Source organism: Serratia sp. CY81684 (assembly GCF_052166595.1).
In the GTDB taxonomy this organism is placed as follows: Bacteria; Pseudomonadota; Gammaproteobacteria; order Enterobacterales; family Enterobacteriaceae; genus Serratia; species Serratia nematodiphila.
Genome location: NZ_JBJNOO010000004.1, coordinates 149468 through 165938, shown reverse-complemented (window position 1 = coordinate 165938; position 16471 = coordinate 149468). Strand labels below are relative to the sequence as shown.

The following is a 16471-nucleotide window of genomic DNA, read 5'->3' as shown; positions in this document are numbered from 1 at the left end:
CACAGAGGATATTGAGTTGGCGGATAAAAATGATTATTCGTAACTCAAACGATCATTTTTATTGAATTAACCCAGGAATATCCTGATGTGAAAAATAACCTGCCAGATTATCCAAAACGGATTGGCTCATTCCCTGACGAGTTTCTACGGTAGCGCTGGCCACATGGGGTTGAAGCAGAACATTCTCGAGAGCAAAGAACGCTGTCGGAACATGGGGTTCGTTTTCAAAGACGTCCAGAGCGGCCCCGGCGATAACATGATTTTGTAACGCCTTTATCAGCGCCGCCTCATCGACCAGGCTGCCGCGGGCAATATTGATAAGCCAGGCGCGTTCGGGCATGGCGTTAAATACGCTGGCATCAATAATCCCGCGGTTTTCCGCACTGCCGGATGCCGCGATCACCAGGAAATCACTCTGTGCTGCGAGCGTGTGCAGATCGGCGCACCACTGGTAATCCAGGCCGTCTTTGCGCTGGCGGTCAGTATACAGGATGGTCATATCGAAGCCTTTCGCCCGGCGGGCGATGGCTTGGCCAATATTCCCCATGCCGAAAATACCGATGCGTTTACCGCTCACTTTGGTCGCCAGCGGTGGCGGCGTCGTTTCCCAGCGGCCTTCGCGTACAAATCGGTCCCCTTGGCAGAGGCGGCGGCTGGCGGACAGCATTAGCCCCAGAGCCAGATCTGCCACATCATCGGTCAGCACGCCGGCGGTGATCCCGACGCTGATATGGCGTTCCCGGGTGTAGTTGAGATCGATAGCGTCGGTTCCCACGCCAAAGACAGCAATCATGCCCACCTGCGGCAACTGCTCCAGCGTCTCTCGGGTTACCCCCACATCACCACGGGTGACCACCGCCTGAACGTCTGCGCCATGGCGAACCAGGAAGGCTGGAATATCTGATTGTTCATAGAGACGGAATACCCGGTAGCGGGCGTCCAACGCGGCTTGCAAAGCATCCATCACCGGCGCGATAAGCAAAATGGTAGGTTGAGTGTCAGTGTGCATCGTTGCGATCCTGTCTGAAAAATAGGGGATACCCTGTATCAGACGTTTTTTTACCGCTTATTTTTGCGATCTGCATCACGCCAAAGAGTGTTAAAAAAGCATGTTACTGCTGGCGTGATCTCGTGTGCAATTTCGTGGTTTCTGTCAGTGACTATCGGGGAAAATAACCCATTATGCCCGTAGGCGGAGAAGGCTAAATCGATCGATTTTGGTGAAAGCGGTGAATATCCAGTGATTTTCTGCCGTGGATCACAGGATAAGTAACGTCGTTTCGTAACACTTAATTAAGTGACTTTTGTCACAGTTTTAAGCGGCTAAAAACCGTGAGATAGGTCATGACTTATTTCACCATGCCGAATAGCCTTTCAGGTGGAGTTTACTCACAGTGGTGATAGGTTGTAAATATTAACAACAAAGCGGTTTGCTTTGTTGCTTATTCATAGTGGCGCCCGTAGAACGATCGAATAGCGATTCTACCGTAATTACGCCGAGATTGCCTGTTGCCATAAAACTACCCAGCCATTGTTCTTGTCGGTGAAATGCCGAATCGATATCTACCAGAGAAAATATTATGATTATTGATGCCTTAACCACTGCCGTAAATAATAAATTCTATCCGGTAGCCATTCGAAAAATGCTGGCCAGCATTATTGAAAGTGAGCCGTACAATTTACCTGTCGGCCACTATCAGGTGCAGGGTAAACAGATGTTCTTTAACGTCGTTGAAGGGGAAACCAAACTGTTGGCCGACCAGAAGCCGGAGTTTCATCGCCAGTATCTGGATATCCATCTTGTCCTGGAAGGGCGAGAAGTGATTGGCGCCGGAGTTCTGGGGCTGCCTTTGTCCCTGAGTGAGCCATTTAACGAGGCGCACGACCTTGGGTTTAGCCCGGCGATCCCCGGTGAGACTCTCATCCACCTGCAACCCGGTGAACTGGCCGTTATCTTCCCGGGGGAGCTGCATCGCCCGATGAGTACCTGCACAACGCCGGCAGTTCTGCGTAAAATTGTGGCGAAAATCGACGGCGCCCTGCTGACGTAGCAAGACGTTCAGCGGCGGATGGTACCGCTACTTCAGGCTGCCCGGCGGAAAGCCTTGCTCATCCGCCGTCTGCAGCGATTCCGAAGAATACGCCTTTCCCGTCAAAGCCATAGCCCCTAACTTTTAAAAATTGAGTTGGGTTGAATAAATGTACGGCAGAGATTACGCCGTATTATTTACAGGGATATTTGCTTCAGGTTCAGATGACATCATTAAAGGCCGGAGTTTACCTCTGTAGTCGATGTAGCCAATCTCATAACGCCTTGATCTTTTAATGCGGTTCCTCCCCATTAGCACAATTTTTTATTTTGGTTTGCCTGCGTTCTGATAGATATTAAAAAAACTATATAAAAATAAATTATTTCGGAGCTAATAATGTCGTTGCAAATCGTGCTTACCCGCAGGGAGGCGCTGGGGAAAATGGTGGGCGTCATCGTCGCCGCCAGCCTGTTGCCTTATTCAAATATAACCTATGCCGAACGGACGCAAATTGCCGCCTCGCCCGTTGAATACGCGCAATTTTTGCAAATTTCGAGAAAAATTACCGAGTTTGACGATTTGGACGTCACACTCTCCGCCCGCTATTTTTCCGCACTGCGCGAACATTTTCCGCAGTTGAACTCGCAACTCAACGCCCTGTTCATCCTGAGCCAGCAAGCCACCGATGCGGAAGCCTTGAACCGACATGCGATTGAACAGGGGCAGAGGGAGCTTGTCCAGGCGATCGTGACCGCGTGGTATACCGGAACCGTAGATCCTTCAAACGCTGAGCAGGGTCAGTTGATTAGTTATAAAGAGGCGCTGATGTATCGCACGGTTCAGGATGCCCTAATTGTGCCGACCTGGTGCAATTTTGGCCCGCTGTGGTGGACCGGCTTGCCGCCGGGCGTTACCCGCCAACCTTCCATTCCCGCAACAGATTTGCCTGCCGTAGCCGATAAAAAATATGAGGACCGCGTGTGAAAAGCCCAATAATTAATGCTTCCGGCGATGCAGAGGCCGATGTCGTCATTGTCGGTTCCGGTATTGTGGGCGGTCTGATGGCGGATGCTTTGGTGAGCCAGGGCTACTCGGTGCTGGTACTTGAGGCAGGCCCGCGCATTGAGCGCGCACAGGCTGTGGAAAACTGGCGCAATATGCCACTGCACAATCGTGCGGGGTCGGATTTTCAGGGGCTTTACCCGCAATCGGAGTACGCCACCGCGCCGCTCTATTTCCCGGAGAACGACTATATCAAACTGACCGGCCCCAATGGCTCAGGCTTTAAACAGGGCTATTTGCGTGTGGTGGGGGGAACCACTTGGCACTGGGCCGCTTCTTGCTGGCGCAACCATCCCAATGATTTTCGCATGAAATCCCTCTATGGCGTGGGGAGAGACTGGCCTATTTCCTACGAAGATATCGAACCGTGGTACGCGAAAGCCGAAGAGGAAATAGGCGTTGCCGGCCCGAATAATCCGGAGTGGCAGTCCCCTGCGGAACGCAGCGGGCCTTACCCGATGGACATGGTGCCCTGGGCCTACGGCGACAGACGCATTGCTGAGATTGTTAATCCTCACGGTTTTAAATCGGTGCCCATTCCGCAAGGCCGCAGCACCCGCCCCTGGAACGGACGGCCCACCTGCTGCGGCAATAACAATTGCCAGCCGATTTGCCCGATCGGGGCCATGTACAACGGCATTCACCACGTTGAACGGGCCGAACACAAGGGGGCGAAGGTGATCCCCGAGGCGGTGGTGTACAAAATTGACACCGACGACAATAACCGCGTCACCGCCGTTCACTGGTACGACACGGCGCATAACTCCCATCGGGCGATCGGTAAAACGTTCGTTCTGGCCTGCAATGGGATTGAGAACCCGCGCTTACTGCTGCTGGCGGCCAACGAAAAGAACCCGAACGGCATCGCGAACAGCTCGGATCAGGTGGGGCGCAACATGATGGATCACTCTGGCCTGCACTGCTCCTTCCTGGCGCGAGAGGCCCTGTGGGTTGGCCGCGGCCCGGCGCAGAGCAGCTGCATGGTGGGGTACCGTGACGGCGCGTTCCGCAGCGACCACTCCGCCAACAAGATCATCATCAACAACATCAACCGGGTGATCCCCTCCGCCCTTGAAGTTCTGAAAACGGGCAAGGTCGGCAAGGCGCTGCAGGATGAAGTGCGCGATCGCGCCAGCCGCTCGGTGGATCTCTCCATCAGCCTGGAACCGCTGCCGGATCCGAACAACCGTCTGACCCTGAGCCCCACCCGCAAAGACAAGCATGGCCTGGCCTGCCCGGACATCCACTACGACGTCGGCGATTATGTGCGCAAAGGGCTGGAAGTGGTCAAAACCCAGCTACGGCAGATTGGCGACTTGTTCGATGCGCAAGAGTTTGTGATTAACGACAAGCTGAATGCCAACAACCACATTATGGGCGGCACGATCATGGGCAGCGATCCCACGAACTCGGTGGTGAACGGCAATTGCCGCGCCCACGATCATGACAACCTTTGGATCCCGGGTGGAGGCGCCATGGTTTCAGCCAGCGTTGTCAACACCACGTTGACGATGGCGGCGCTTGGACTCAAGGCGGCCAATGACGTACTACGCGCCCTGGAGAGCAAATGAATAAAATCACCCACTCGCTGGCAGTGACGCTGCTGCTGGGAAGCGGCTTCGCGGCGCATGCCCAGGACGGCGATCTGATCGCTAGAGGGCAAGCGCTGGCTATCGCCTCGGACTGCATGGCCTGCCATACGAATACGCAGCAGCAGGGCAAGCCTTTTGCCGGGGGGTACGGCATTGCTTCTCCCATGGGCACTATCTACGCCACCAATATAACCCCATCGGTAAAATACGGCATCGGCGGCTATTCTGAAGCGGCGTTTGCCGAGGTTCTGCGCTCTGGGATCCGGCAAGATGGGACGTATCTCTATCCGGCAATGCCTTACACCGCCTATACCCGTCTGAGTGATGACGAGATCCACGCGTTGTATACCTATTTCATGCATGGCGTTGCCCCGGTCGATGAGCCGGCCAAGCGCCAAACCGATCTGCCGTTTCCGTTCAACATCCGCCTCTCCATGGCGGTGTGGAACATGCTTTATTTGGACAATCGGCGTTTCACCCCGGATGAGACGAAAGGTGAGGCGTGGAACGAGGGGGCTGCGCTGGTGCAGGGCCCGGCTCACTGCGGAACCTGTCATACGCCGCGTAATGTGCTGATGGCGGAAGACAATTCGCGCTTCCTGATGGGGGCATCGTTGGGGGCTTGGTACGCGCCGAATATCACCGCCAATCGCCAGGAAGGGATCGGTGACTGGAGCGAGCAGGAGTTAGTGGACTACCTGAAAACCGGTCGGGCGGAAGGGCGCGCACAAGCTGCGGGGCCAATGGCTGAAGCCGTTGAGCACAGCTTCCAATACCTGACCGACCGGCAGCTGCGGGCGATTGCAACTTACCTGAAGACCGTGCCGTCACAGGGCGAGGGGCGCCAGGGCAATGGCCTTGGTCAGGCGAACTACAACGTTGAGCCCCATCTCCGCGGCATGAATTCGCCCAACGCCAACCACACGCTCAATAGCGGCGAGGCGCTCTACAGCGGCTACTGCGCCAGTTGCCATCAGCCGGACGGCAGCGGCAGTTTGAACCAGGCTTACCCTTCGCTATTCAACAACTCCACCACGGCCGCGAACAACCCGTCAAACCTGATTGCCGCCATTTTGCAGGGGGTTGATCGCCGGGTTGACGGCAAGCACGTACTGATGCCGAGCTTTGGCGCCGGTTCCTATGTCGGAGAGCTGACGGATAAGCAGGTTGCCGATATCGCTAACTTCGTGCTGCAGAAATACGGCAACAGCGCGCTGAGCGTGACTGAGGAGGACGTGAGTGAGGTGCGCGCCGGGGGCCCGAAACCGCTGTTGGCGCGCGCACAGCCGATGATTCTGCCTGGTATGGCCGTCGCAGCGGTCGTCATTATTCTGCTGGTCCTATTCTGGCTCCGGCGCCGCAAGGCACGTTAAGGGGGCGTTCGGTCAGGTGGGTGGCGCCATCTGGCCGAATTTCTGGTCGGGATAGCGAGTGGCGTTCTTCTGGCGAAGCGGGCAATTATGGCCAGTACTGAAGTGACTGGCGAGGAAAGCTATATTGTCTCCCCCATTGACAGGCGGAAGTGGAGATCGACACGTTCAATGGTCGGCAGCCCTTTAATTTTTTTTATTATGATTTCTGTCGCCACTTTTCCCATCTCATACCGTGGCGTCAGTACGCTGGCTAACCGAGGGGTGATGATCTGCCCGATCTCAAGACCGTGAAATCCGGCAATGGCAATTTGCGCTGGAACGCTGATACCGTTTGCCAGGCATTCCTGTAACACGCCAACGGCCAGATCGTCGTTGGTACAGAGAATTCCATCCATATCCGGATACATTTGGCTCGCAAGCGTCATCATGCCTGTCCCAATCGAAATGGAAGAGATCTTATTGGGGGAAATACGACCGGTAGGTAAATCATGGTTAGCCATTGCCTGACAATATCCCGTGTAACGCTGTTCATCGCGGATATCAGACATTGAACCAAAATAGATAATGCGTTTTTTACCGCTGGCCAGCAACATGGTGGTCATATCGTAGCCGGCTTTCACATTATCAAAACCCACGTTAATTCGATCTGCATTGCCTGACAGCCCCATGATTTCAGCAACGGGTATTTTTGCCGTCTTCAGGAATTTTTCCGCCCGCAGACTATGAACCGACTCGGTCAGCAGCAGCCCTTTTATCTTAAAAGCCAGGATCGCGGCAATTTGCTCCTCTTCGCGTTTGCTGTTGTAGTCATAATTGACGACCAGCGTCTGATAACCCTGTACAGACGTCACGGATTCAATGCCGGCGAGGACATCAGCAAATATCAGATTGTTAAAAGAAGGAACCAGAACGCCGATGAGGGGAGGGCTATTGGAATAGAGGGCGGGATTGTCAGGATCGGCCTGATAGCCGACTTCCTCGATCACGGCGGCGATGCGCGCAGCGGTTTCCGGTTTAACCCTGTCCGGCGTGCGCAGATAGCGGCTGACCGTCATTTTGGTGACACCAGCCAGTACAGCAATGTCATTTAACGTAATGCGCTGCGACTTCACCATTCATACTCATCTGATCCAGACCGTGTTTGTCATTATGCCCACTGCCGAGTCAAAAGAGAATGCACGCAATGTGCTGCCTCCGTCGTATCCGGTGACAACCGCACGATGCGCCGATCCCGGTCTCTTTTCCCGTTCCGGCATTATATGTTCGTTATCTTCGCATTTCGTAACGCGGGGAAAGAAAGGCACGCATCTGTGCGCCGTGGACGCGGTGGAAGAAAAGGCTGGCAGTTTGATACTTGATTCGGCCCGCCCAATAAGATGAACGGGCCGATATGGCCGGATTAACTGAGAATATCTTCGGCGATCACGTTGAACAGCGTATCGATCTCGCCCCGAGTGTTGTAGTGCATCATGCCGATGCGCAGCACGCCGCCGTCCTGCAACCCCAGCTGTTGCACCAAGCCCAACGCATAGAAATGCCCGCTGCCGGCGCAGATGTTGTGCTGCCCCAGGCGGCGGGCGATCGCGTCAGGCGTATGGCCGCTGAAGGTCAGGGCGAAGGTCGGCGTGCGGCGCGCGCTGTCCGCCCGGGGGTTGCCATAAAGCCGCACGCCGTCGAGTTGTTGCAGCCGCTGCAGGAAGTGGCTGCACAACGCCTCTTCATGCTGGTGGTAGGCGGCGAAGCTCTCCTGCAGACGCTGCCTTAACGGCGCACCGGGCGTGCCCCACTGCGCCAGATACTCGATAGCGGCCGCGACGCCGGCCAGCGCTTCGAAGCTTTGCGTGCCGGTCTCGAAACGGCCGGGGCCGACGTCGGTGGCCGGCTCGACCTTGTAAGGGCGCAGGCGCTGCAACCACTGCGGCGCGATGTAGGCCATGCCGACGTGCGGGCCAAAGAACTTGTAGGCGGAGCACACCAGGAAGTCACAGCCCAGCGCCTGCACGTCAATCAGGTTGTGCGGCGCATAGTGCACGGCGTCGACATACACCTGCGCGCCGACCCGATGCGCGGCTTCGACGATGGTTTTGATATCGACGATGCTGCCGGTGACGTTGGAGGCGTAGCTGACCGCCACCAGACGGGTGTTGGCGTTGATGCGCTCGCACACTTTCGCGGCATCCAATGCGCAGTCGGCGCTCTCCAGCGGTATCTGATGCACCGCGGCCCCTTTGTCGGCGGCAGCCTGCTGCCAACTGGAGACGTTGGCGTAGTGATCCAGTGCGGTGACGATGACTTCATCGCCGGCCTGCCAGTCGCGGCTGATGATGCGGCTGAGATGGAAAGTCAGCGTGGTCATGTTCATGCCGAAGACGATGTTGTCGGGCGACGGCGCATTTAACAAGGCGCGCACCGATTCCCGCGCCTGGCCCATCACCTCGCCGGTGACCCGGCTCGAGAAATAGTGGCCGCCCAGGTTGGCGTTATACCTTCCCAGGTAGTCGGTCATTTTTTCCAGCACGCCCCGTGAAACCTGCGCACCGCCGGGGCCGTCGAAAAAGATGGCCGGTTTGCCGTCGATCTGCTGTGACAGCGCGCTGAACTGGGCGCGGGCGAGCTCGGGGGTAAAGGTCATGCTTTCTCCCCCCGCGCGGTGAGGACAAAGAGATCCAAATGACCTTCTTCTTCCGGGCTCACGGCGTTGATCGGCGTGGCGTTGTGCCACAGTTTGCTGTCCGCCAGCAGCACGGCTTCACCGTCCGCCAGCGCTTTTTTAAAGAAAGGGTCGTGGTGGCTGTCGTCATACAGCATGATTTCACCGCCGACGATGTTGTGCCGATGAATGGCGATCATTGCGATATGGTCGAAACCGTCCTGGTGAATGCCTTCCGGCGCCACCTGGGTGTCTTTCTCGATGGCGACCACGCGCATCTGGTGGATCTCTATCTCGGCGCCTTCCGGCAGTTCGTTGCTTTCTGCAAACAGGTTGCACATCTCTGCCATGCCGGCGCTCTGCAACACGGCGCTGTCGATAGGTTCGAAGCGGCGTACCACATTGCCCTGGAAGTGGTTGATCTGATCCGACTGCATGAAGGTGCGCGGCCCCACTTCGGCGACGTTGGGGTTGAGGTATTTAACGACCGAATAACGGCGCAGGCGATATTTGCCGTCGGCGTGTTGCGTGTGGGGCAAGGAGGAGAACGATGGCATCAGCTGTTGGGTGGCTTGCGGGCTTAGTACAGTCATACTTATTACGTTTTCGTGTTTCTGTAACATAATCACCTCTAATAATAATAATTTCTGATGTTGTAGGGGGTAATTCGATTGAATTGTAGACGACTATATAACCAACGCAATTTAGCGGTAGCGAGGTGTGACGGCGGTCGTAAAGTGGGGTGAACAGCAGAGAGGATGAGCAGAAGGCAATGCTTGTATGAAGCCGGTCATTCAGCAAAATAAGCACTACGGGTGAGAGTTCATGCGTAAGCATAACGTGACCAAGGTTACGCTTTCAGGGATAACTCTCATGAATATGAGGTGCTTTACTATAATTCCGGGACCGAGTGACCGCAGTGGAATGGCCTGATTGTTGAAAGAACAATCTTCAACTCCCTCCTGAATAAGGACTCCGATCATGCAGCATGTCAGAAAATTCGTCATTTCCTGCCTGTTTGCTTCGATAATGCTTCCCGGCATGGCGTTCGCGGAGGATCCCCCCGTGACCCCGTTGGCTACCGGGATCGTCAGCAGCGGCGTAGCCGAAGCGCAAGTGACCGAGGCCGTGCGCCACGGTGAAATCCTGACCATCAAGGTGCGTTTCAAAGGGTTGAAAGACAACCTTAATGGACAAGGCTTGTATAGCAGTCTGGATAAAAGCAGTCTTGAGAAATCCTTCTACATTCTGGTGGGTAATAAAAAATACCTGCTGCTTACCGATAGCAATAATGTCCCACTGGCCTCTCCCAACGTGTCATTCAGCTCAAGCTCAGGCATTCCCTATGTCGCCACCTGGTTTGGCAGCTTCCCCGCGCCTCCACCTGATGTGAAAGAGGTGTACCTGACGATCGCCAACGTCGAGCCGCTCGGGCCGATAGCCATTACGGATCGTTGAGCGATGAACGGCCTCAGGAAAGCCGCCTGTGTGGGGGGGATGTTAGCCTTTGGGCTGGTGTCATTGGGTTCATGGGCTGACAGCGGAGAGCCGGCGTCCGTGGGGAAACCGGTGATACTCGATCTCAAGGCTACCCGGCTGGATTTGGTTGGTTTGCCTTCGGGGCTGAATGCCGGCGTCCTTGATCTGCAGAGTAAGGCAGCGGATTTGGCTAAACAATCCGCCGACATTTCCGTCAGAGACAGCAAAAATGCCGTAACGTTATCGATGCGCAGCGATGTGCTGTTTGCCTTCGACAGCGATGCGATTGCTGCTAAAGCGGAGCCTGCGCTGCGACAGGTGGCGCAATTTATCGCTGCCGAACCGGTAGGGAACGTGGTGATCGAGGGACACACCGATGCGGTGGGCAGCGATAAATATAATCAGGATCTGTCGCTGCGACGCGCACGTGCGGTGGCTGTTTGGCTGATCGCACATGGGGTAGAAAAATCTCGTCTGAGTGAACGGGGAAAAGGGGAGGCTGAACCGGTGGCTTCCAACGACACGCCGACGGGCCGGGCCAAGAATCGGCGGGTTGACTTCGTGTTGCCGAAAACCGCTGCCGCCGGTTAACCCCGCGCCGGTGGACGTTTCCTTTGCCAGAGCCGCTTTTAAACGGGCTCCTCCCGCTGACTGCTCGCGGAGTTCAGGCTGTATGGTGTGGAGCCGGTGACGCTAATGATTGATGAACACGATCGCGTCGCCAAAAGCCCGTATCTCGCTTTCGGCTTTCGCTTTAGCGGCGCCGACAAAATGCGGGATCAGAACGTCTCGAAATACAGCTCGCGCAACAGCCAGGATATTTCGTTATTGGTGCGGTTTAGGACGTCAATTCTGTGAACCCCTATCGCTTCTGCGCGCAGATCGAGCAGCAAGTTGCGAATCTGCCGGAATAACGGGGTTTGCGGGTTGGGTTTGGCCAACTGCTGGCCGCACAGTTTGATTCCGGCGTCGCAACCGGTGGCGATGTCCGTCAGGCAGCACGGGCAGGTGGTATTTTGGCGCGCCATATTGCGGCATTGTTGCCCGATTACCTGATTGAAATGGCGTAATTGCAGGCAGACTTCCCGCGAGTTCAACGGGTTGGAATGGGTTGTCATCGGTTTCAGCTCCCTTGTCTGCGCCTATATTGGCACTTACCGATGAAGATAACCACGGACAAGCCGAGGGGGTATCGCCTTGTTTTGTCTGGAAGCAACAAAAGCGATGAGGCCCGCGATGGCGGGCCGGTAGCGTCAGGCGCGTTTAAACAGATTCGCCGCCTGGAACAGTGCAAAGGAGCTGACCAGCATTTCGATGCCGACGATCGCCGTCACCAGCGTGACCGACGCCGCCGGGCCTGAGCCGATCAGCATCCAGGCGATGATCAAATCGAGTACACCAATGACGAACTGCAGCCAGTTGCCCGGCAATCCGCGGCGCATATAGCCGGCCGCCAGGCGCGCGATGCCGCCGAGCGCGAACAGCACGGCAAGGTAGACCGCCAGCGCCAGAATGCCCGCCAGCGGGCTGGTGATGAACACATAACCGATAATCAGGTAGGCCACGCCCAGCAGAATGCCGCCGATCATCGGCCAGGTATTCTGCGCCCGGTTGGCGATCATGGCGATAATCAGCCCGGCGCCGCTCAACAGCAGCAGGACGCCGACCACGATGCTCAACGCCGCGCCGGAGGCGAAAGGGTTGACCAGGCACAGTATGCCGCCCGCCAGCAGCAGGAAGGCGATGATCAGCAGGATGGTGCGTTGCTTTTTGAGCAGTTCTTCGCTCAGGAGGGGCAGATTATTGCGGTCGAGGTTCAACATGACAGTACTCCATTTCGTCGTTGGGTAATTAATCAGTCATCCTTACCTGTTTAGCATAGACCGTCTGGGGGTTTTTGACTGACCCGGCGCAAATGTTACACTGTGCGGCTGACGCGTATCAGAACCGAAAAGACGATTGGGGACAGGATTTGAGCACAGGAAGCAAGCTGGCGAGGTGGCGCCGCATCGCGGTGTGTCTGACATTGGGGCTGCTGTTGGCCGGATGTTCGGGTAAAAACACCTACAACCGCGACTACGACAAACTGCCGAAGGGCAGCTATACCGGCAAGTCCTACACCGTCAAACGGGGCGATACGCTGTATTACATCGCCTGGATCACCGACAGCGAAGTCAGCGATCTGGCCAGAATCAACAAGATACGCCCGCCCTATAATCTGGAAGTGGGGCAAAAGCTGCGGCTGAGCGGCGGCGCGCCGACCAAAACCGCCGCCACGCGCCGTAAAACATCTTCCTCCGCGATCGCCAAGCAAACGCCGCCGCCGGGCGCCGCACGTTGCTGGCGCTGGCCGACCAGCGGCCGGATCGTGCAGGCGTACTCCAATGCCGATGGCGGCAACAAGGGCATCGACATCGCCGGTAAACGCGGCCAGCCGATTTATGCTTCCGCCAAGGGCAAAGTGGTGTACGTCGGCAACCAGCTGCGCGGCTACGGCAACCTGATCATGATTAAGCACGGCGAAGACTTCATTACCGCCTATGCGCACAACGACACCACGTTGGTGCGCAACGGCCAGGATGTGAAAGCGGGGCAGAAGATCGGCACCATGGGCAGCACCGGCACCGATTCGGTGTTCCTGCACTTCCAGATCCGCTACCGCGCCACCGCGCTCGATCCGCAGCGCTATCTGCCGCCGCAGGGTTCGTCGCCGTCCTGTTAACGTCAATCCGGCTCCTTGCAGAGCCGGATGTCAGCTATTTCAGCGGCAGATAGAGATCGGTCACCAGTTCATATTCCGCCACCTCGTGCACGAAGTTGTGGTAGTGGAAATAGAGCGGAAAATCGCGCAGCTCCTCGCCGCTGGCCGGCAACCACTCGCTGTAAAGATAGCGGGCGCTTTCCGAGAGCCCATCCAGCGATCCGAGATGGCGCAGCACCGCGCAGCGCCCGGCCGGCAGCGTGCTGTTCACCACGCCGAAGGCGTTGTCCTCCGGGATCGGCGCAGTGACCTCTCCGCAGAGGTAGAAGCGGAAGTCCTGCGCTTCGGTGGTGGCCGGATCGTGCGGTGCGATACCGTAAGTGCGGCTGCTTCTGACCGGCGACAGGCCGCTGGTTTTGCGCCACTCGATAAAGCGTGCGGCGGTTTCGTTGACCAGCGCGGACGGGCCGCGGTGTTCGATCATCGCCACCGGCGTGGCCGGGAAGTCGAGAATGTCTACCTTCATGGGTTGTTTCCTTTTGTGTTTCGGCTCGGGAAAGCGCTGTTGCCAATCGATCCAGGCCGGCCGTTTGCGAAACTGGCTTGGCGTTTGGCTGAACGCCTGTTTGAAGGCGCGGCTGAAGGACTCCGGGTTTTGAAAACCGGCGTCCAGCGCGATGTCAATCACCGGCTCCAGCGGGTTATACGCCAGGCGGTACGAGGCGCGTTTGAGCCTCATCCACTGGATATAACGCCACACCGAGATGCCACAATACGCGCTAAACTGGCGTTGAAAGTGAAAGCGCGAAAAGTGGGCCACTTCGCTCAGTTTTTCGACGGTGAGCGCCTCGTCCAGGTGGCGGTCGATATAGTCAAAGACCAGCGCAAAGCGCTTTGCATACGTCTGGGTCATGTGATTGTCTCCTCCATGCCTGAACTTTGCCCGAGCCGCCGCCGCTTCTCCTGACGGATGATGCTGAGTTATCGCTGCAGGAAAACGGAATGGTGCGGCGTTCGCCGCCGGCCAGGCCAAACTCATAACCCCGCGCGGCTGTGCGCCGCGATCCCGACCGAGAAGATGAATATTACATGATGGATCGTTCCCGTTTGCTGAAATTCCTGCTGCCCTATCTGTGGCCGAAAGACAACCCGCGGCTGCGGGGGTATCTGGTGGTGGCCTTCGTGTTCATGGTGGCGGCCAAGGTCAGCACCACGCTGGTGCCGCTGGCCTACAAAGCGATGGTCGATGCGCTGAGCGGCGAGACGGCGAAAATGCTGGCGGTGCCGCTGGGGCTGATCGTCGCCTACGGCGTGGCGCGGGTGGGCGGCGCGCTGTTTGAGGAACTGCGCAACGTGATGTTTATCCACGTCAGCCAGAACGCCACGCGCCTGTTGGGCGTGCGGGTGTTCCGCCAGCTGCATGCGCTGAGCCTGCGTTTCCATCTGGAGCGCCAGACCGGCGGATTGTCGTTGTCCATCGAGCGCGGCACCCAGGCGGTGTCCACGGTGCTGTCGCGGCTGCTGTTCTCCATCGTGCCGATCCTGTTCGAGCTCTCGCTGGTCACGGCGATCATGTGGCATATGCTGAACGGCTGGTTCGCGCTGGCGATCCTGACGACGGTCGGCTGCTACATCCTGTTCACCGTGTTGGCGGTCAGCTGGCGCACCCGCTTTCGCCGCGAGCTCAACAAGGCCAACGCCGACGCCAACAGCAAATCCATCGACAGCCTGCTGAACTATGAGACCGTGAAGTACTTCGGCAATGAAGAGTTCGAGGCCGAGCGTTTCGATCTGTCGCGCCGGCTGTACGAATACGCCGCCATCAAGAACCAATTCAGTTTTACGGCGATCAACCTGGGGCAAGCCGCCATTATCTCGATCGGACTGATCGTGATGATGACCATGGCGGCGCGAGGCATTACGCAGGGGACGATGACGGTCGGCGACTTCGTGCTGGTCAACGCCTATCTGCTGCAGCTATATCAGCCGCTGAACTTCTTCGGCTTTATTTATTCCGAGGTGCGCCAGGCGCTGATCGACATGGAGAACATGTTCGATCTGCTGCAGGAAAAGCGTGAGATCGTCGATAGCCCGGATGCGCAGCCGCTGCGCCTCGATCGCGGCGAAGTGAGGTTCGACGCGGTCAGCTTCGGTTACGACACGCGTCGGCCGATCCTCAAGCAGGTGAGTTTTACCATTCCGGCGGGCCACACGGTGGCGGTGGTCGGCGCCTCCGGCGCGGGCAAGTCCACGCTGTCGCGCCTGCTGTTCCGCTTTTACGACGTGCAGGGGGGCGCTATTACCCTCGACGGCCAGGACATTCGCCAACTGACCCAGGCCAGCCTGCGGCAGGCGATCGGCATCGTGCCGCAGGATACGGTGCTGTTCAACGATACGTTGCGTTATAACATCGGTTACGGCAAAACCGGCTCCAGCGATGAAGATATCGAGCGGGCGGCGCGGCTGGCGCATATCCATGATTTTATCGTCGGTCTGCCCGACGGTTACGACACCCGGGTGGGTGAGCGCGGGCTGAAGCTGTCGGGCGGGGAAAAGCAGCGGGTGGCGATTGCGCGCACCATTCTGAAAAATCCGGCCATCCTGGTGTTTGACGAGGCGACCAGCGCGCTGGATACCCAGACCGAGCGCGAAATCCAGGGGCACCTGCGCGAGGTGAGCCGCAACCACACCACGCTGGTGATCGCTCATCGGCTCTCCACCGTGGTGGATGCCGATGAAATTATCGTGCTGGAGGCGGGGGAGATCGTCGAGCGCGGGGGGCACGAGGCGTTGCTGGCCGCGAACGGCCGCTACGCCGCCATGTGGCAAACCCAGTACAGCGAAGAGCAGGAACCGCACTGACGGAGCCGTTCACGTTCACCTCAGCGGCTGAGCGGCGTTGAGCCGCTGCGCCACGTAGTCGCAGGCGATGCGGCAGTCCTGCTTTAGGTCTGTCTCGTCGCCGGCCAGGCTGCCGCGCAGCCAAAGCCCATCGATCATCGCCGCCAGCCCGCGCGCCGCGTCGCGCGCCTGCTGCAGCGGCAGCTCGCGGCGGAACTGGCAGCAAATATTGGAATAGAGCCGCCGATCGTTGGCGCGCTGCAGGCGGCGCAGCACCGGCTGATGCATGCTGGCGGCCCAGAAGTCGAGCCAGGCGCGCATGGACACGGCGTTGGTTTGGCTGGGGTGGAAGTTGCCCTGGATAATGGCGAACAGCTGTGACTGGCTGTCGCTCGCCGCTTGCGCGCGGCACTCGGCCACCGCGTCGCGCAGATCGCGCAGGATCTTGCGCATGGTGGCGCTCAGCAACCCCTCTTTATCGCCAAAATAGTGGCTGACGATGCCGGTCGACAGCCCGGCTTCTTTCGCGACCTGAGACAGGGTGACGCCGGCCAGCCCGACGACGTTTATGGTCTCGAAGGCGGCGTTAATCAACTGCTCCTTACGCTGCTCCGGAATGTCTCTTCGGTACATATTTTCCTCAACTGATAGGCCAATCACACTTTGGATTTGATTGATTGAACGGTCAATCAATACTCTATATGCTGCGAAAATGTCAAATAAATGACGATAAAATGTTAATT

General features: G+C 57.4%; 16 protein-coding genes. 8 read left to right on the top strand and 8 right to left on the bottom strand.

Features of this window, described 5'->3' with window-relative positions; genetic code table 11:
* Positions 1-58: 58 nt before the first annotated feature.
* Positions 59-1009 carry a 2-hydroxyacid dehydrogenase gene (locus ACJ8QF_RS15800; protein WP_015378963.1) on the bottom strand — a complete coding sequence of 317 codons (951 nt, stop codon included), beginning with the start codon at positions 1007-1009 and terminating at the stop codon, positions 59-61.
* Positions 1010-1580: 571 nt separating this feature from the next.
* Between ACJ8QF_RS15800 and ACJ8QF_RS15795 the strand changes: the two genes are divergently transcribed.
* The 4 genes from ACJ8QF_RS15795 to ACJ8QF_RS15780 all read left to right on the top strand — a co-directional run bounded on the left by ACJ8QF_RS15795 (position 1581) and on the right by ACJ8QF_RS15780 (position 6057).
* The gene (locus tag ACJ8QF_RS15795) at positions 1581-2051 is read left to right on the top strand and encodes a YhcH/YjgK/YiaL family protein (protein WP_442537679.1); all 471 of its coding nucleotides are present in this window, start codon (positions 1581-1583) and stop codon (positions 2049-2051) included.
* Positions 2052-2426: 375 nt separating this feature from the next.
* The gene (locus ACJ8QF_RS15790; RefSeq protein WP_049186831.1) at positions 2427-3014 is read left to right on the top strand and encodes a sugar dehydrogenase complex small subunit; all 588 of its coding nucleotides are present in this window, start codon (positions 2427-2429) and stop codon (positions 3012-3014) included.
* Entirely contained in the window at positions 3011-4663 is a 1653-nt protein-coding gene (locus ACJ8QF_RS15785; protein ID WP_025304112.1) for a GMC family oxidoreductase, read from the top strand. Before ACJ8QF_RS15790 ends, ACJ8QF_RS15785 begins: the two co-directional genes overlap by 4 nt.
* Positions 4660-6057 carry a c-type cytochrome gene (locus ACJ8QF_RS15780; RefSeq protein WP_442537678.1) on the top strand — a complete coding sequence of 466 codons (1398 nt, stop codon included), beginning with the start codon at positions 4660-4662 and terminating at the stop codon, positions 6055-6057. Before ACJ8QF_RS15785 ends, ACJ8QF_RS15780 begins: the two co-directional genes overlap by 4 nt.
* 119 nt (positions 6058-6176) lie before the next feature.
* On the opposite strand, the gene ACJ8QF_RS15775 is transcribed toward ACJ8QF_RS15780, so the two are convergent.
* From ACJ8QF_RS15775 to ACJ8QF_RS15765, 3 genes are all read right to left on the bottom strand, one after another.
* The gene (locus ACJ8QF_RS15775; RefSeq protein WP_031300612.1) at positions 6177-7169 is read right to left on the bottom strand and encodes a LacI family DNA-binding transcriptional regulator; all 993 of its coding nucleotides are present in this window, start codon (positions 7167-7169) and stop codon (positions 6177-6179) included.
* A 287-nt stretch (positions 7170-7456) separates the two neighbouring features.
* Positions 7457-8689: a cysteine desulfurase-like protein gene (locus ACJ8QF_RS15770; RefSeq protein ID WP_021505696.1), complete on the bottom strand. Its 1233-nt coding sequence runs from the start codon at positions 8687-8689 to the stop codon at positions 7457-7459.
* A complete protein-coding gene (locus ACJ8QF_RS15765) occupies positions 8686-9300 on the bottom strand; it encodes a 2OG-Fe dioxygenase family protein (protein ID WP_226883068.1) in 615 nt (204 codons plus the stop codon). The genes ACJ8QF_RS15770 and ACJ8QF_RS15765 overlap by 4 nt, the downstream gene beginning before the upstream one ends.
* A 388-nt stretch (positions 9301-9688) precedes the next feature.
* On the opposite strand from ACJ8QF_RS15765, the gene ACJ8QF_RS15760 reads away from it, so the two are divergent.
* Both ACJ8QF_RS15760 and ACJ8QF_RS15755 read left to right on the top strand, forming a co-directional pair.
* A complete protein-coding gene (locus ACJ8QF_RS15760) occupies positions 9689-10165 on the top strand; it encodes a hypothetical protein (RefSeq protein ID WP_021505694.1) in 477 nt (158 codons plus the stop codon).
* 3 nt (positions 10166-10168) lie between these two features.
* Complete coding sequence (locus ACJ8QF_RS15755; RefSeq protein ID WP_015378955.1) at positions 10169-10777, top strand: OmpA family protein; 609 nt, start codon at positions 10169-10171, stop codon at positions 10775-10777.
* 188 nt (positions 10778-10965) lie between these two features.
* Here the strand turns inward: ACJ8QF_RS15755 and ACJ8QF_RS15750 are convergent, their stop codons facing one another.
* A complete protein-coding gene (locus tag ACJ8QF_RS15750) occupies positions 10966-11304 on the bottom strand; it encodes a hypothetical protein (protein ID WP_015378954.1) in 339 nt (112 codons plus the stop codon).
* A gap of 135 nt (positions 11305-11439) precedes the next feature.
* Entirely contained in the window at positions 11440-12009 is a 570-nt protein-coding gene (locus ACJ8QF_RS15745) for an HdeD family acid-resistance protein (RefSeq protein WP_440484587.1), read from the bottom strand.
* A 149-nt stretch (positions 12010-12158) separates the two neighbouring features.
* Between ACJ8QF_RS15745 and actS the strand changes: the two genes are divergently transcribed.
* Positions 12159-12908 (top strand): amidase activator ActS, encoded by a 750-nt coding sequence (actS, locus tag ACJ8QF_RS15740; RefSeq protein ID WP_031300610.1) that lies wholly within the window; start codon positions 12159-12161, stop codon positions 12906-12908.
* Positions 12909-12942: 34 nt separating this feature from the next.
* Here actS and ACJ8QF_RS15735 read toward each other — a convergent pair whose 3' ends face one another.
* Positions 12943-13800, bottom strand: a complete 858-nt coding sequence (locus tag ACJ8QF_RS15735; protein WP_004931728.1) for an AraC family transcriptional regulator — start codon at positions 13798-13800, stop codon at positions 12943-12945.
* Positions 13801-13979: 179 nt separating this feature from the next.
* Here ACJ8QF_RS15735 and ACJ8QF_RS15730 point away from each other — a divergent pair, with 179 nt between their 5' ends.
* The gene (locus ACJ8QF_RS15730) at positions 13980-15749 is read left to right on the top strand and encodes an ABCB family ABC transporter ATP-binding protein/permease (protein WP_442537736.1); all 1770 of its coding nucleotides are present in this window, start codon (positions 13980-13982) and stop codon (positions 15747-15749) included.
* A gap of 15 nt (positions 15750-15764) precedes the next feature.
* On the opposite strand, the gene betI is transcribed toward ACJ8QF_RS15730, so the two are convergent.
* The gene (gene betI, locus ACJ8QF_RS15725; protein ID WP_049186836.1) at positions 15765-16361 is read right to left on the bottom strand and encodes a transcriptional regulator BetI; all 597 of its coding nucleotides are present in this window, start codon (positions 16359-16361) and stop codon (positions 15765-15767) included.
* Between the last annotated feature and the right edge of the window lie 110 nt (positions 16362-16471).

Coding starts and splice junctions, on each gene's coding strand:
- ACJ8QF_RS15800 (WP_015378963.1), bottom strand. CDS start 1,009: ATGCACACTGACACTCAACCTACCATTTTGCTTATCGCGCCGGTGATG.
- ACJ8QF_RS15795 (WP_442537679.1), top strand. CDS start 1,581: ATGATTATTGATGCCTTAACCACTGCCGTAAATAATAAATTCTATCCG.
- ACJ8QF_RS15790 (WP_049186831.1), top strand. CDS start 2,427: ATGTCGTTGCAAATCGTGCTTACCCGCAGGGAGGCGCTGGGGAAAATG.
- ACJ8QF_RS15780 (WP_442537678.1), top strand. CDS start 4,660: ATGAATAAAATCACCCACTCGCTGGCAGTGACGCTGCTGCTGGGAAGC.
- ACJ8QF_RS15770 (WP_021505696.1), bottom strand. CDS start 8,689: ATGACCTTTACCCCCGAGCTCGCCCGCGCCCAGTTCAGCGCGCTGTCA.
- ACJ8QF_RS15765 (WP_226883068.1), bottom strand. CDS start 9,300: ATGACTGTACTAAGCCCGCAAGCCACCCAACAGCTGATGCCATCGTTC.
- ACJ8QF_RS15760 (WP_021505694.1), top strand. CDS start 9,689: ATGCAGCATGTCAGAAAATTCGTCATTTCCTGCCTGTTTGCTTCGATA.
- ACJ8QF_RS15755 (WP_015378955.1), top strand. CDS start 10,169: ATGAACGGCCTCAGGAAAGCCGCCTGTGTGGGGGGGATGTTAGCCTTT.
- ACJ8QF_RS15750 (WP_015378954.1), bottom strand. CDS start 11,304: ATGACAACCCATTCCAACCCGTTGAACTCGCGGGAAGTCTGCCTGCAA.
- ACJ8QF_RS15745 (WP_440484587.1), bottom strand. CDS start 12,009: ATGTTGAACCTCGACCGCAATAATCTGCCCCTCCTGAGCGAAGAACTG.
- ACJ8QF_RS15735 (WP_004931728.1), bottom strand. CDS start 13,800: ATGACCCAGACGTATGCAAAGCGCTTTGCGCTGGTCTTTGACTATATC.
- ACJ8QF_RS15730 (WP_442537736.1), top strand. CDS start 13,980: ATGGATCGTTCCCGTTTGCTGAAATTCCTGCTGCCCTATCTGTGGCCG.
- betI (WP_049186836.1), bottom strand. CDS start 16,361: ATGTACCGAAGAGACATTCCGGAGCAGCGTAAGGAGCAGTTGATTAAC.